At 73.1% G+C, this 12,577-nt stretch carries 11 protein-coding genes; 4 read left to right on the top strand and 7 right to left on the bottom strand.

Annotated elements, in window-relative coordinates; all coding sequences use genetic code 11:
• A complete protein-coding gene (locus Sri02f_RS09945) occupies positions 1-783 on the bottom strand; it encodes an ATP-binding cassette domain-containing protein (RefSeq protein WP_373865082.1) in 783 nt (260 codons plus the stop codon).
• A 21-nt stretch (positions 784-804) separates the two neighbouring features.
• The gene (locus Sri02f_RS09940) at positions 805-1,893 is read right to left on the bottom strand and encodes a sugar ABC transporter substrate-binding protein (protein ID WP_109000718.1); all 1,089 of its coding nucleotides are present in this window, start codon (positions 1,891-1,893) and stop codon (positions 805-807) included.
• Between the two features lie 130 nt (positions 1,894-2,023).
• On the opposite strand from Sri02f_RS09940, the gene Sri02f_RS09935 reads away from it, so the two are divergent.
• Both Sri02f_RS09935 and Sri02f_RS09930 read left to right on the top strand, forming a co-directional pair.
• A complete protein-coding gene (locus Sri02f_RS09935) occupies positions 2,024-4,372 on the top strand; it encodes a SpoIIE family protein phosphatase (RefSeq protein WP_109000717.1) in 2,349 nt (782 codons plus the stop codon).
• Positions 4,372-5,451, top strand: coding sequence for a sugar ABC transporter substrate-binding protein (locus tag Sri02f_RS09930; RefSeq protein ID WP_167467518.1), 1,080 nt, complete (start codon positions 4,372-4,374; stop codon positions 5,449-5,451). Before Sri02f_RS09935 ends, Sri02f_RS09930 begins: the two co-directional genes overlap by 1 nt.
• A gap of 22 nt (positions 5,452-5,473) precedes the next feature.
• Here Sri02f_RS09930 and Sri02f_RS09925 read toward each other — a convergent pair whose 3' ends face one another.
• Positions 5,474-5,758: a zinc-ribbon domain-containing protein gene (locus Sri02f_RS09925; protein WP_109000715.1), complete on the bottom strand. Its 285-nt coding sequence runs from the start codon at positions 5,756-5,758 to the stop codon at positions 5,474-5,476.
• Between the two features lie 204 nt (positions 5,759-5,962).
• On the opposite strand from Sri02f_RS09925, the gene Sri02f_RS09920 reads away from it, so the two are divergent.
• Positions 5,963-6,943, top strand: a complete 981-nt coding sequence (locus Sri02f_RS09920; protein WP_109000714.1) for an SMP-30/gluconolactonase/LRE family protein — start codon at positions 5,963-5,965, stop codon at positions 6,941-6,943.
• 70 nt (positions 6,944-7,013) lie between these two features.
• Here the strand turns inward: Sri02f_RS09920 and Sri02f_RS09915 are convergent, their stop codons facing one another.
• The 4 genes from Sri02f_RS09915 to Sri02f_RS09900 all read right to left on the bottom strand — a co-directional run bounded on the left by Sri02f_RS09915 (position 7,014) and on the right by Sri02f_RS09900 (position 11,870).
• Positions 7,014-7,715, bottom strand: coding sequence for a LuxR C-terminal-related transcriptional regulator (locus Sri02f_RS09915; RefSeq protein ID WP_109000713.1), 702 nt, complete (start codon positions 7,713-7,715; stop codon positions 7,014-7,016).
• Between the two features lie 252 nt (positions 7,716-7,967).
• Positions 7,968-9,341: a D-alanyl-D-alanine carboxypeptidase/D-alanyl-D-alanine endopeptidase gene (dacB, locus tag Sri02f_RS09910; protein ID WP_109000712.1), complete on the bottom strand. Its 1,374-nt coding sequence runs from the start codon at positions 9,339-9,341 to the stop codon at positions 7,968-7,970.
• Positions 9,342-9,485: 144 nt separating this feature from the next.
• Entirely contained in the window at positions 9,486-11,054 is a 1,569-nt protein-coding gene (locus Sri02f_RS09905) for a hypothetical protein (RefSeq protein ID WP_109000711.1), read from the bottom strand.
• A gap of 225 nt (positions 11,055-11,279) precedes the next feature.
• Positions 11,280-11,870: a hypothetical protein gene (locus Sri02f_RS09900; protein ID WP_109000710.1), complete on the bottom strand. Its 591-nt coding sequence runs from the start codon at positions 11,868-11,870 to the stop codon at positions 11,280-11,282.
• 358 nt (positions 11,871-12,228) lie between these two features.
• Between Sri02f_RS09900 and Sri02f_RS09895 the strand changes: the two genes are divergently transcribed.
• On the top strand, positions 12,229-12,519 hold the full coding sequence (locus tag Sri02f_RS09895) for a DUF6355 family natural product biosynthesis protein (RefSeq protein WP_109000709.1): 291 nt from the start codon (positions 12,229-12,231) through the stop codon (positions 12,517-12,519).
• Positions 12,520-12,577 lie beyond the last annotated feature (58 nt).

Raw genomic sequence — 12,577 nt, 5'->3', positions numbered from 1 at the left:
TCACCACCCCGCCTCCCGGCCGGCCGGCCGGCGGGGCACGTTCTCCGTGGCGCCGGTGATGGACGAGACGATCTGCTCCTGGGACGCGGTGTTCACATCGAAGAAGCCGTTGTTGCGACCCAGCCGCAGGACCACGGCGCGGTCCGCGAGTGCTTTCACGTCGCCCATGTTGTGGCTGATGAGCAGAACGCCGAGACCGCGGTCCCGCAACCGGTCTACCAGGTCGAGGACCTCGGTGGTCTGCTCGAAGCCCAGCGCGGCCGTCGGTTCGTCCAGGAGGAGCACCCGGGGGTCACCCAGGAGCGAGCGCGCGATGGCGACCGTCTGCCGCTGGCCGCTGGAGAGCGACACGACGGGGCCGCGCAGATCGGGCAGCCCCCGGGTCAGCCGTTCCAGCAGCTGCCGGGTGCGGCGCTCCATCTCCACCTCGTCCAGGAACCCGAACCGGCGGATCTCCCGGCCCAGGAACAGGTTCCCGACGACGTCGAGGTTCCCGCACAGGGCGAGGTCCTGGTAGACGGCGGCGATGCCCAGGTCCCGGGCGTCGTGCGGACGCCGGATGTGGACCGGCCGGCCCCGCCACTCGATGACGCCCCGCTCGGCCGGGGCGACCCCGGAGATCGCCTTGACCAGGGTGGACTTGCCGGCCCCGTTGTCCCCGAGGAGAGCGACGACCTGCCCGGAGTGGATCTCCAGCTCGATGTCCGTGAGGACCTCGACGACGCCGAAGCGCTTGCACACCCCGCGCAGTGCCAGCAAGGGGGGGTCCGGCACGGAAACCAACTCCTCGGTCCGCGGGTCGGGTCAGGTCAGCCCCGCCCTGGCGCAGGCGGCGCGCAGCCGGGGCACGCAGATCTGCCCCACCGTGTGCAGACCGTCCTTGACGACCGTGTCCCCGATGTTGTCGGCCGTCACGGACACCGGGGCGAGCAGCACCGAGGCCACCGCCTGCCCGCCGCGCGTCGGCACCTCGCCGGTGGCCACGGGCCCGAGGCTCTTCCCGCGGGCCGCCGCCACGGCCATGGCGCCCCCCGCGGCGGCCTCCGGCCCGAACGGCTTGAACACGGTCATGTACTGCTCGCCGTCGACGATGCGCCGCAGGGCCGCGAGTTCGGCGTCCTGCCCGGTGACCGGCGGCAGCGGATCGACCTTGTTCGCCTTGAGGGCCGAGATGCTCCCGCCGGCGAGGCCGTCGTTGGCGGCGTAGACGCCGTCGATGGCGCCGTCGCCGAGCGCCGCGAGCGCGCCGGACATGTTCATGTGGGCGGTCTCCGCCCGCCACTGCGGGGTGTCGTAGGCCTTGCCGATCTTCACCTTCCCGTCGAGCACGGACAGCGCGCCCCGCCGGAACGCGACGGCGTTGGGGTCGCCGGGATCGCCGTTCATCATCACGATCTGGGCGCCCGGCACCTTGTCGCCCATCGCCTTGAGCAGCGCGCGGCCCTGGAGGCGCCCGACCTCCATGCCGTCGAAGGAGACGTAACCCGAGATCGGGCCCTCGGCGAGACGGTCGTAGGCGATGACGGGGATGCCGGCGGCATGGGCCTCGGAGACGGTGGGGGCCATCGCGCGGGCGTCCACGGCGACGAGCACGACGGCGTCCACACCCTTGGTGATCATCGAGTCCATCTGTTCCTGCTGGAGGGCCACGTCGCCCTTGGCGTTGGCGTGTTCGACGGTGCAGGTCGCGCACAGCTCCCGGATCCGCTTCTCCAGCAGGGGCCTGTCCTGCGTCTCCCAGCGCGCCGTCGTGGCGTCGGGCAGCAGCAGACCGATGCGCGGTCCGCTCTCCCGGGCGGGCGCGCCGCCCGTGTCCGACCCGCAGGCCGCCAGCACGATCGCGGTGGAGACGGCCGTCACCACGGCGGCGGTGTCCCGTATGCAGGCCTTCATGGGCGATACCTGCCGTAGACGACGATGACGACAATAAGGTGGATATGTTCGGTTGATCCGTATATGCGATTCTGGTGGGTGGGTGCCCCGATCTCAACCTGTCGGCACCTGCGGCAGGACGGGAGGTACGGTGCGCAGATGCCTCGACCGGGCCCTGACCTTCGCCGGAGCGGCACAGGCCGCGGTCTACGCGCCCGCCCCCGGCGACGGGGAGCTCCGGCTGATGGACGCGTCCGGAGACGCGCCCGCCGAGCACGGGCCGCCGGACCGCCTGGCGCTGACCGGTGACTCGCCCGCCGCGCGCGCCTACCGGACCGACCGGCCCCTGTGGCTCACCGCCGGCACCCCGCTCGGCGCGCTGCCCCTCGACGCGGACGGCAGGCGGCTGGGCTGCCTCGTCGTCCAGGGCGCCTCGGCCGACGGCTTCGACGTCGAACAGCGCCGGTTCCTGGAACGCTACGCCGACGCGCTCGCCGTCCTCCTGCGAACGGGCGCGGACGCGCCCGCGCCGGCCCCGCTGCTCGCGCCCGCCCTGCGCAGCCTGCGCGTCGGCTCCTTCGTCCTCTTCCCGGACACCGGCCTGATCGAGGCCGACGAGACGCTCCTGGACCTGGTCGGCATCACGCCGGACGACTTCGACGGCAAGGTCGACACCCTCCTCGCCCACGCCCTGCCCGAGGACATGCACGCCCTGATGTCGGTCCTGGAGCCGACCGCCGAGGCCTCCGTCCGACGGGACCTGGAGTTCCGGGTGCGCGGTCCCACCGGCGAGATGCGCTGGCTGAGCCTGAGCTGCCGCGTCGAGGCCGGCGCCCCCGACGGGCCCGGAGAGGTCCTGGGCGTGGTGACCGCCACCCCGGTCCTGCGCCGCGGCAGCGACGACGTCGCCCGCATCCAGTGGCTGACCGCCGCCCTCGACGACGCCGCCACCGTCCGCGACGTCGGCCGCGTCGTGGTCGCCGCCCTGCGCGAGCCCCTGGGCGCCGACCGGGTGGCCCTCGCCGCGCTCCAGGACGACCGGCTCATGGTCACCGTCCTCGACCCGCCCCAGCCCACCGCCTGGCCGGAGGTGTGGCGATCCGAGTGGCGCACGGAGTGGCCCGACGCGCCGCTGCGCGCCCTGCCCACTCTGCGAGCCGCCCTGCGCGACGGCCGGATGGACCTGTGGCCCGCCGGCACCGACTTCGAACCCGGACTGACCGGCGTCGGCGCCGGCGGACTGGCCGTGCTGCCCCTGCCCGCCAAGGGCCAGGTGGCCGGCGTGTGCCTGGTCGGCTGGGAGCGCCGCCACGAGTTCGTCCCCGAGGAACGCTCCCTGCTCACGGCCACCGCGGCCCTCGTGGGCCAGGCCCTCAAAAGGGCCCACGCCCACGACGCCGAGCAGGAGCTCGCCACGATGCTCCAGCGCAGTCTGCTGCCCCGGCGACTGCCCGAACTCCCCGGCGGCACCGCCGTCGCCCGCTATCTGCCCGCCAAGCGGGGCCTGCAGGTGGGCGGTGACTGGTACGACGTCATCGCCCTCTCCGAGGACCGGGTGGCCCTGGTCATCGGCGACGTCCAGGGACACAGTGCCGGCGCCGCCACGATCATGGGCCAGATGCGCACCGCGGTCCGGGCCTACGCCATGGAGGGCCACCCGCCCGACGTGGTCGTCTCGCACGCCAACCGGCTCCTCGTCGCCATGGAGACCGACCTCTTCGCCACCTGCTGCTACGCCGAACTCGACATGGAGGAGGGCAACACCCTCTTCGTCCGGGCCGGTCACCTGGCCCCCCTGGTCCGCCGCCCCGACGGCGTCACCGAGGAGATCGACGTCGCGGGCGGGCCCCCGCTGGGCATCCTCGCCGAGGCGGACTTCCCCATGACGGCCGTCGAACTGGCCCCCGGCACGGTCCTCGCCCTGGTCACCGACGGCCTCGTCGAGGCCGCCGACCTGCCCCTGGACGAGGGCATGCGCCGTACCCGCGCCGCACTGGCCGCGGCCGACCCCGCGGACCCGGGCGCCATGGCCGACGCGCTGCTCGGCGACGCCGGCCGCCGCGAGGACGACGTGGCGCTGCTCCTCCTGCGCTACGACGGCATGAAGACCCGTCCGATCCGGGCCGGCTGGATGGTGTGGCGGCTGCCCGACGCCGTCATGCACGCCCGCCGCTTCACCGCCCGCACCCTGCGCCGCTGGAAGGTCCGGGAGGCGGCCGACGCCGTGCTGCTGGTCGTCTCCGAACTCGTCACCAACGCCCTGGTGCACACCCAGGGACCGGTCCGGCTCGACCTGATCCTGCGCGGCGACCGGGTGCGCGTCTGCGTGAGCGACTCCTCGCCGCGCGCGCCCGCCAAGCCCGTCATCGTCGACTGGGAGTCGACCGGCGGCCGTGGCCTGCTGCTCGTCGAGGCCATGTCGGAGTCGTTCGGCTCGGTGCCGGTGGCCGGCGGCAAACAGGTGTGGAGCGAGATCGCCGTGCCGGAGGGAGTGACGTGATGATCCGCCGGCAGCACGTCGTCGCGGTGCTCGCCGCGGCGCTCATGACGATGCCCCTGGCCGCCTGCGGCGGTGAGCAGAAGCCGGCCCGGGAGGGCTTCACCGTGGGGCTTCTGCTGCCGAGCCGCACGGTCCCGCGCTGGGAGCACTCGGACCGGCCGCTGATCGAGGCCCAGGTGAAGAAGCTGTGCCCCGGCTGCAAGGTCGAGTACGCCAACGCCGAGAACGACGTGACCAGGCAACGGGAGCAGATGGTCTCCATGGTCACCAAGGGGGCCAAGGTCCTCATCCTCGACGCCGCCGACACCCGGGCGGTCCGCTCCTCGGTGCAGGAGGCGCACCGGGCGGGGGTGAAGGTCATCGCCTACGACCGCCTCGCCGAAGGCCCGGTCACCGGCTACGTCGGCTTCGACGCCCTGCACATCGGCCGGCTCCAGGGCGAGGCGCTGCTCAAGGGCATGAAACAGCGGGCCGGGGGAGCCGACGTCGTCATGATGAACGGCGACCCGGCCAGCCCCAACGCGGCCCAGTACAAGAAGGGCGCCCTGTCCGTCCTCAGCGGCCAGGTGAAGATCGCCAGGTCCTACGACACCCTCGACTGGAGCACCCAGAACGCCCAGGCCAACATGTCCGCCGCCATCGCGGCCCTCGGCCCGAACCGGATCGGCGGGGTCCTCGCGGCCAACGACTCCATCGCGGCCGGCGTCGTCGCCGCCCTCAAGAGCGCCGGCGTCACGAACTTCCCGCCCGTCACCGGCCAGGACGCCGACCTCGACGCCGTGCGGCGCATCGTCAAGGGCGAGCAGTTCATGACGGTGTACAAGCCGTTCAAGGACGAGGCGGCCGCCGTGGCCGCCATGGCGGTCTCCGTCGGCAAGGGCGAGGATCCCGGCGACAGGGCCACCACGACCACCGACAGTCCCACCACCGCCCGCATCCCCTCGGTCCTGCTCACCGCGGACGCGGTGACGGTCGACGACATCGCGCGCGTCCTGGTCGACCACGGCGCCTACACGGTCGCCCGTATCTGCACCCCTCAGCTCCGGGCCGCCTGCGACCGGGCCGGACTCCCCGGGTGAGGGGCGTCCCCCGTGTCCTCCGTCAGTGCTGGTACGGCTGCTGCTGCGGCTGGCCGTACGGCTGGCCCGCGCCCGCACCCTGCGCCAGCAGCTGATCCGCCTGCTCCTTGGTCACCTTCTGCTCCGCGCCGCAGAAGGTGCACTGCGTGGCGTACTTCGTCGAGATCGGGAACAGCGGCACGAAGAACAGCGTGAACTTCGTGACCCGCTTCCTGAGGGTGTGGGCGGCGGGGTTGCCGCAACGGCCGCACACCAGTGTCAGTATCGCCAGCTGGTAGAGGTATCCCTTGGTGCCGAAGATGATCACGCTGTGCTTCCTTCTGGAGGGGTGTCGGTCTCACGGCACAGTCTGCTGCATGCCTCTCACCCACGTGAGCGGCAGGCGGGTCCATGCCCTGGGCCACGCGGGCGATCTCCCGGCCACGACTGCCGCCGCCGCGGCCGGTGCGACGAGATGGTCGTCCGACCGCCGCACAGCGGCGATTCCGACTTCCCCACAAGGAAGGCTCCCATGCCCCGAGTCCACCGTCCGGCGGTCGTCACCGCCGTCGCCGTCGCCGCCGGCCTGCTCGCCGCGGCGCCCGCCACAGGAGGCGAGGCGACCGTCTCGGATCCTCACGTCGTCGCTCACCTCCAGTTCGCCCGGGGAGAGTCACCGGAGAACATCGCGCTGGAACCGGACGGCTCCGCCGACCTGACGTTGTCCAACGCCCGGCAGGTCCTCAACGTCACCCGGCAGGGCCGGACCAGGGTCCTCGCGACGCTGCCCGAGGTGGCGAACCCGCACACGCCCGTCGTCGGCTCGGCCGTGGTCCTCGGCATCGCCCGGGCGCAGGACGGCACCCTCTTCGTCAACTACGCCACGGGCACCGCCGCGACCGGCGTCTGGCGCGTCCCCGCCCACGGCGGCACGCCCCGGCAGATCGCCCAGCTACCGCCGACCGGCTTCCCCAACGGTCTCGCCCTCGACGAGCGGCGGGGCGTGCTCTACGCCGCCGACTCGGTGCTGGGCACCGTCTGGCGCGTCCCACGCGCCGGGGGCGCACCCACTGCGTGGGCCACGGGAGCCGCGCTGGAGCCGCGCAACCCGAGGCCCGCGGCCAAGGTCGGCGCCAACGGGCTCCGGTTCCACCGCGGCGCCGTGTGGGTGTCCAACACCAACGCCGGGACGCTGCTGCGCGTCCCCGTGCGCGAGAACGGGTCCGCCGGCGCGATCGAGACCCGGGCGACCGGTCTCTACGCGCTCGACGACTTCGACTTCGTCGAGCGGCACCGCGACACCGCGCTCGCCGCCATGACCGGCGGCAGCGAGGTCGCGCTGGTCCGCCCGGACGGCACCCACCGTGTCGTTCTCACCCCCGGCGACGGGCTGTCCAACCCCACCTCCGTGGCCGTCCGCGGCCGGACCGTGTACGTGACCAGCGCGGCGTACTTCACCCGGAAGGACCCGAACCTGCTGCTCGCCCGCGTCCACCAGCGCGCTCGCGACTAGCGGGCGCGCCCCAGCGACACGACCCCGCCCGCGAGGCGCGGGGCCGTGTCGTGGCAGGACGGCGTCGCTCTCAGGCCGCCGGGTGCACCAGGCCGTACTCGTAGGCGAAGGCGACCGCCTGGACCCGCGCGCGGGCGCCGATCTTGGCCAGGATGTGGCTGACGTGGGACTTGACGGTGGTCGGGGCGATGGACAGGCGGGCGGCGATCTCGGCGTTGGACCAGCCCGAGGCGACGGCCACCAGGACGTCGCGTTCGCGCTGGGTGAAGGCGCCGGGTCCGATCGCCCGCTCGCCGGGCCGGGGGGTGCGGTCGTGGCGGACGGTGTCGATGAGCACGCGGGTCAGCTCGGGGGTGATGGCGGCGTCTCCGACGGCCACGACCCGGACGGCCGCGGTCAGTTCGGCGGAGGTGGCGGTCTCCAGGAGGAATCCGCCGGCGCCCGCGCGCAGGGCCGCGTAGGCGTATCCCTGGTCGCCGGTGGAGGTCAGGACCAGCACCCGCGGCGGGGGTCCGGCCGCCGCCGCGGCGGGTCGGCCGACCGCCGTGAGGTGCGAGGGCCGGGCGATGCGGCGGATGGTCCCGACGTCCTCGTGCCGGGGACGGCGGCCTCCCATCAGGACGACGTCGGGCCGCAGCGCGGCGCTCAGGCGGACCGCTTCGGCTGCGTCGGCGGTGTCGCCCAGGACGGTCAGATCGGGCTCGGCGGCCAGCAGCATGCGCAGGCCGAGGCGTTGGAGGGGCTGGTCGTTCACGATGAGTACGGAGGCCATGGCTGTCGTTCTCCATGCGGTGGGGGCGGACGCCTCTTAGGAACGAAACGGTTTCGTTCACTTCATGGCCAGCGTAGCCCTCGACGTCATCGAAACGGCACCGTTCCCTTGTGGTATGGGTCACAGTGGCGTGGAGTGGCGTGGAGTGGCGTGGAGTGGCGTGGAGTGAAGTGGACCGCGGACGCCGACGGGCCGGCTCCGCTGGAGCCGGCCCGTCCGCGTACTGCCGCTGCCCTGTGCGCCCGGCCGGTCTCAGGCCCAGCAGCCGTTGACGGTCGCCGCGAGGCCGTCCATGGCGTCCTTGATGGCGTTCGCGTCGGCCGTGGAGCCGTTCTCGACGAACGAGAAGACCTTCCACTTGCCGTCCTTGCCCTGCGTCAGACCGCTCAGGGCGATGGCCCCGGTGAGGGTGCCGGTCTTCGCGCGCACCTTGCCGACGGCGCACTTGGAGTTCACGTCGTCGAACCGGCCCCACTCCGGGCCGAGGGTACTGCCCGCCTCGCCGGCGACGGGCAGCCCGTCGAGGATGGAGCCGAGGGTGCGGGCGTAGCGGGGCTCCGTCAGCAGTTCGAGAATCTCCGCGAGGGTGGCGGCCGGAATGCGGTTCGCGCGCGAGAGGCCGCTGCCGTCGTAGATCTCGAAGTGGTCGAGGGACACCCCGTACCGCAGGCTCAGCACCTCGCGCACGACCTCCGTGCCGCCCTCGAAGGTTGCCGGGCGGCCCGCGCCCAGAGCGGTCGCCCGCAGCAGGGTCTCGGCGATGTCGTTGTCGCTGACCTTGATCATCTTGTGGACGATGTCCGACAGCGCGGCCGACCAGTGCTGTGCCACGGGTGCGTCGCCGGGGCTCGCCGTCGCGCGGGTGACGGCGCCGTCGACGCCCACCCCGGCCGCGGTCAGCTTCTGCGCGAAGAGCTGCCCGGCGTCGAGCGACGTGTCCTCCACGTGACGTCCGTCGACGACGAGCGCGCGCACCGGGGCCACCGAGTCGGGGTAGTAGCCGGTGTTCCACCCGTTGGCCAGGCTCGGCTCGGGGAACAGGCTGTCGTCCACGGCCACCTTCACCGAGGTCAGCCCCGCCGCCTTCAGGCCCGCGACCGCGGTGCTCGCCATCTCGGCGAGGTCGGCGCTCGTCAGCGTCCGGTCGCCGCCTCCGACGAGGGTCAGCGTGCCGTCGCCGTAGACGACCTTCGTGGTGAACCGGTGCTCCGGACCCAGCACCGTCAGGGCGGCGGTCGCGGTGGCGAGCTTGGTGTTGGACGCCGGCATCAGCGCGGTCGCGCCGTTGTGGTCCCACAGCGTCCGGTCGGACGCGGAGTCGAGGACCACGCCGCTGACGTTCCCGCCCAGCCGCTGGTCCAACACCCGGGTTTCCAGGTTCGTGACCATCTGCTGGTCGTCGGCGTCGAGGCCCTGACCCGGCGCGGTGTCCTTGGCCGTCGTCCCGACGCCCTTGCCCGCGGCGAACGCCGAGGGGGCGGCCAGGGCCGCCGAGGTGAGGGGGACGGCGAGTGCGAGCACGATCGCCCGGCGCAGACCGGCGCCGCTCCGGCCGGGTCTGCGGTGCCGGCGGCTGCCGCCCGGGACGAAGGAATCGAGGGAGGCGTCCGCCATTATGTCGTTCATTTCGTTGTCTCAAGGCTTTCGTGTGGGGCGTGCACAAGAGAATTCCGGCGCACCTTATCACCCGTCAGGTGCGCCCCACGGAGCATGCATTCACGGGGTGACGGTTTTTCAGCAGCCGTAATTCCCCGTTTTTTCACCCCTTGTTCAGAGACCCGATCCCAGGCGCTGCGTGGTGTAGGCGCATTCCGTGTAGACATAGCCCGACTGCAGCTCGGCGGTGTCCGAGGCAGGCGTGGCCAGGCTGTCGCCCATCGGCTTGTGCAGGAAGTACGTGGTGCCGACCGGCAGGCTGATCGTGCGCTGCGGATAGTTCTTCCCACTGTCGCCGCACGGCTTGAAACCCGGGTTGAGGGTGCTGCCCAGGGAGTACCCCCTGCAACTGCCGCATGCCTTGAGGGTGAAACTCCCGGTGACCGGGCCCGTGTAAAGGACGGTGATCTCGTCGGGGCTGTCGTTCTGCACCGTCACCGAGATGCTGCCGCCCGAGCGGGTGGTCGGCAGGGTCTTGCCGGCGGCCGGCACGGTCTGGGCGATCTCCGCCGCTATCGCGATCTTCGTCGCCACGGGCGTGTTCTTGGCGGTCTTGTGGGCGGAGGCGTAGTCCGTCAGGGTCTTCTGCGCCGCGTCGAAGTCGCCGTCCCGGTACTGGTCCACGCCGCAGGTGTAGGCACCCGCGTCGGCGCTCCCCGCGGCCCGCCCGGAGTCCTTGGCGAGGGCGTCGCCGACGCCCTCGCGTCCGGCCGTCAAGCCGTCGATCTGGGTTCCCAGCGTGCGCAGCCGCTCGACCGCCGAGCAGGGGTCCGCCCCGCTCAGGCCCTTCTCCGTGCGGACGACGGCGGCGGCCACGGCCGGCTCGACCTTCCCGGCCTGCGCGGACCCGGGGAACGTGGCGAGCAGATCCCCGAACTGCGACGCCCAGGTGGCCTCGCCGGCCGTGAGCGCCGCCGACGCGCACGCGTACAGCGAAGTGGCCAGCCGGTCGTCGGGCCAGGACGTCAGCTCCCCGAGCTCCGTCCCCGGCAGGCTCTTGGGGACCGTGCGCAGATACTTCAGAGGCGCCGCCGCCGCGCAGTAGTCGCCCCGCGCGAAGGGTGCGCCGACCGTCGTGTAGAAGGTCTTCATCCGGGCCGGCACCCGCTGTGCCGCCCGCGAGCCCGGGTGGTCCGACCGCAGACCGGAGTAGACCGACAGCGCTCTGTCGTAGTCGGACCGGGCCGTGTCGAACGGCTTCGCGCCCGCGGTTTCCACCAGACGGTCGGCCTCGTCGAGCCGGTCGAGGAGCATCTGCTGCGTCGCCTCGTCCCGCGCGCCGTCGTACAGCACGACGCCGCCGGCCGGCGCCATGAGCAGGAGCAGCCCGAGCCCGAGCGCGAGCGGTGCGCGGCGAAGCCCCGAGAGCCGGGTGCGCAGGCCCACGCGCGCGCCGTGCGCCGCCGCCGCGGCGAGGAACGCGACGTACAGGACGAGCGCGAGGGCCGGGACGCCGTCCGGATCGGCCGGCAGCGCCACGACGAGCAGCGCGGCGGTGGCCACCAGGCACAGCGCCGTCAGGACCCACTGGCGCACCAGCGCGTACCCCAGGCCCAGCCCGCTGAGGTTGAGCACGGCCACCGCGACGGCCCGTACTCCGTCCGCCGGAGCCGGCGGCGGCGCCGTCGGCATCGGCGGGGCCTGGACGGTGTGGTCGTATCTGTCGTACTGGTCCCCCGACATGGCGGCTCCCCCCGGTCAACTGCGCCCGCACATCTACGATTTGTCAGTGTACGGGCGCAGAGGGGGGCGCCGACAGAGGCGGCGGGGACCCGCCCGGCGACCCGTCCGGGAGCGGCTCGCGCACGGAGCGCGCCGGGCGACCGGAGGGGCCGGGCGGGCCGAGAGCCGGCCGGGCCGCCACGCGGAGGTGCGTGACGGCCGCGGCGGCTATCGCGTCAGGCATGGTCAGGCCACACCCCCCACCGTCTTCTTGCGGCGCAGGGCGTAGAGGCCGGTGCCGGCGACGGCGAGGATGCCGAGTCCGCCGGCGGTGAGGGAGGGCCCGGCGAGGGCGCCGCCGCCGGTGTGCATGCCGCCGTTGGGCTTGTCGTGCTCGCCCTTCCAGCCGTCGGCGTCCTCCTGGTGTCCGCCGTTCCAGGAGTTGTCGTCCTGGCCGGCGGAGGCGTCCTGGCGGCCGTGGTCCTCCTGGCCGTGTTCGCCGCCGCCGTCCTGCTCCTTCTGCCAGTCCTGGTCCTTGTAGGTCTCGGGGTCGAAGCGGGGGTCCTTGGCGGCGGAGCCGTCGCGGTCGCCGCCCTGGCCGAGCGCGGTCAGCGCGCCGCCGCCGGTGTGCATCCCGCCGTGGGGTGCGTCGTGGTCCTCCTTGTCGTGCTTGCCGGCCCAGGCGTCGTCGCCCTTGCCGGTGGAGGAGTGGTCCTCCCTGCTGTGGGACGAGCCGTCGTGGTCCCGGCCCCCGTCGGCCGCGTGGGCGCCGGGAGCGCCCACCGCGAGAGCGGCCGTCGCGGCCGCGGTGGCCAGGATCATGCGAGCAGAACGCATCTGATGGTCCTTCCGTCACGACCGGGCAGCCGACACCTCGTCAGCTCACCTGACCCGGCCTGACGTGATCCACCGTCAGTCAGGCCGCGCCCCGCCACCACTCGGGGCGGTCAGCCGGGTGAACCCGGCCGCCTTGCCCAGGGGGAGGGCCGTCGACTCCCCGCCGCGAAGAGGATCACTCCGACGGCGTAGCAGAGAAACGTTTCGCGGAGTGAGGGGGGCGTGACGTCCGGTCAGCTCGGCGGGCCCGCGACGATCCTGGTGCAGGCAACCCGCCGACCGGCGGACCCGGACCTTTCCGGTCCCGGGCCCGGCCCAGGTCCCCCATCCCCATGCCCATCCGGCAAGGAGTTCCGCTGTGCGTGTTCGTCGTACGGTGCTCGGCATCATCGGTTCCGCCGCCCTCGTGTTCGCCTCCCTGGGCGCGGTGACCGCGACAGCGGGCCCCGCGGCCGCCAATCCCTGCGGTTTCTACGAGACCGGTTCCGACGCCTTCTACAACCACTGCACGTCCGACGGCTCACGGGTGGTCGTCAAGGTCGAGGTGGCCCACGCGCCCGACTACGAGTGGTGCGTCGGACCGGGCAGGACCTGGCTGGGCTCCGCCGCCAGGATCCAGGGCGCCCACTACACCGGCCGCCTCTGCTGACACCCGCCGGGCCGCGCTGCCCGGAGTCCGGGAGAGAGCCGTCCCGGACCCCGGGCAG

Source organism: Streptomyces rishiriensis (genome assembly GCF_003112535.1).
GTDB lineage: Bacteria > Actinomycetota > Actinomycetes > Streptomycetales > Streptomycetaceae > Streptomyces > Streptomyces rishiriensis.
The sequence above is the reverse complement of the archived record's forward strand: the minus strand, read 5'-3'. Positions and strand labels throughout refer to the sequence as shown.

Coding starts and splice junctions, on each gene's coding strand:
- Sri02f_RS09940 (WP_109000718.1), bottom strand. CDS start 1,893: ATGAAGGCCTGCATACGGGACACCGCCGCCGTGGTGACGGCCGTCTCC.
- Sri02f_RS09930 (WP_167467518.1), top strand. CDS start 4,372: ATGATCCGCCGGCAGCACGTCGTCGCGGTGCTCGCCGCGGCGCTCATG.
- Sri02f_RS09920 (WP_109000714.1), top strand. CDS start 5,963: ATGCCCCGAGTCCACCGTCCGGCGGTCGTCACCGCCGTCGCCGTCGCC.
- Sri02f_RS09915 (WP_109000713.1), bottom strand. CDS start 7,715: ATGGCCTCCGTACTCATCGTGAACGACCAGCCCCTCCAACGCCTCGGC.
- dacB (WP_109000712.1), bottom strand. CDS start 9,341: ATGAACGACATAATGGCGGACGCCTCCCTCGATTCCTTCGTCCCGGGC.
- Sri02f_RS09905 (WP_109000711.1), bottom strand. CDS start 11,054: ATGTCGGGGGACCAGTACGACAGATACGACCACACCGTCCAGGCCCCG.
- Sri02f_RS09900 (WP_109000710.1), bottom strand. CDS start 11,870: ATGCGTTCTGCTCGCATGATCCTGGCCACCGCGGCCGCGACGGCCGCT.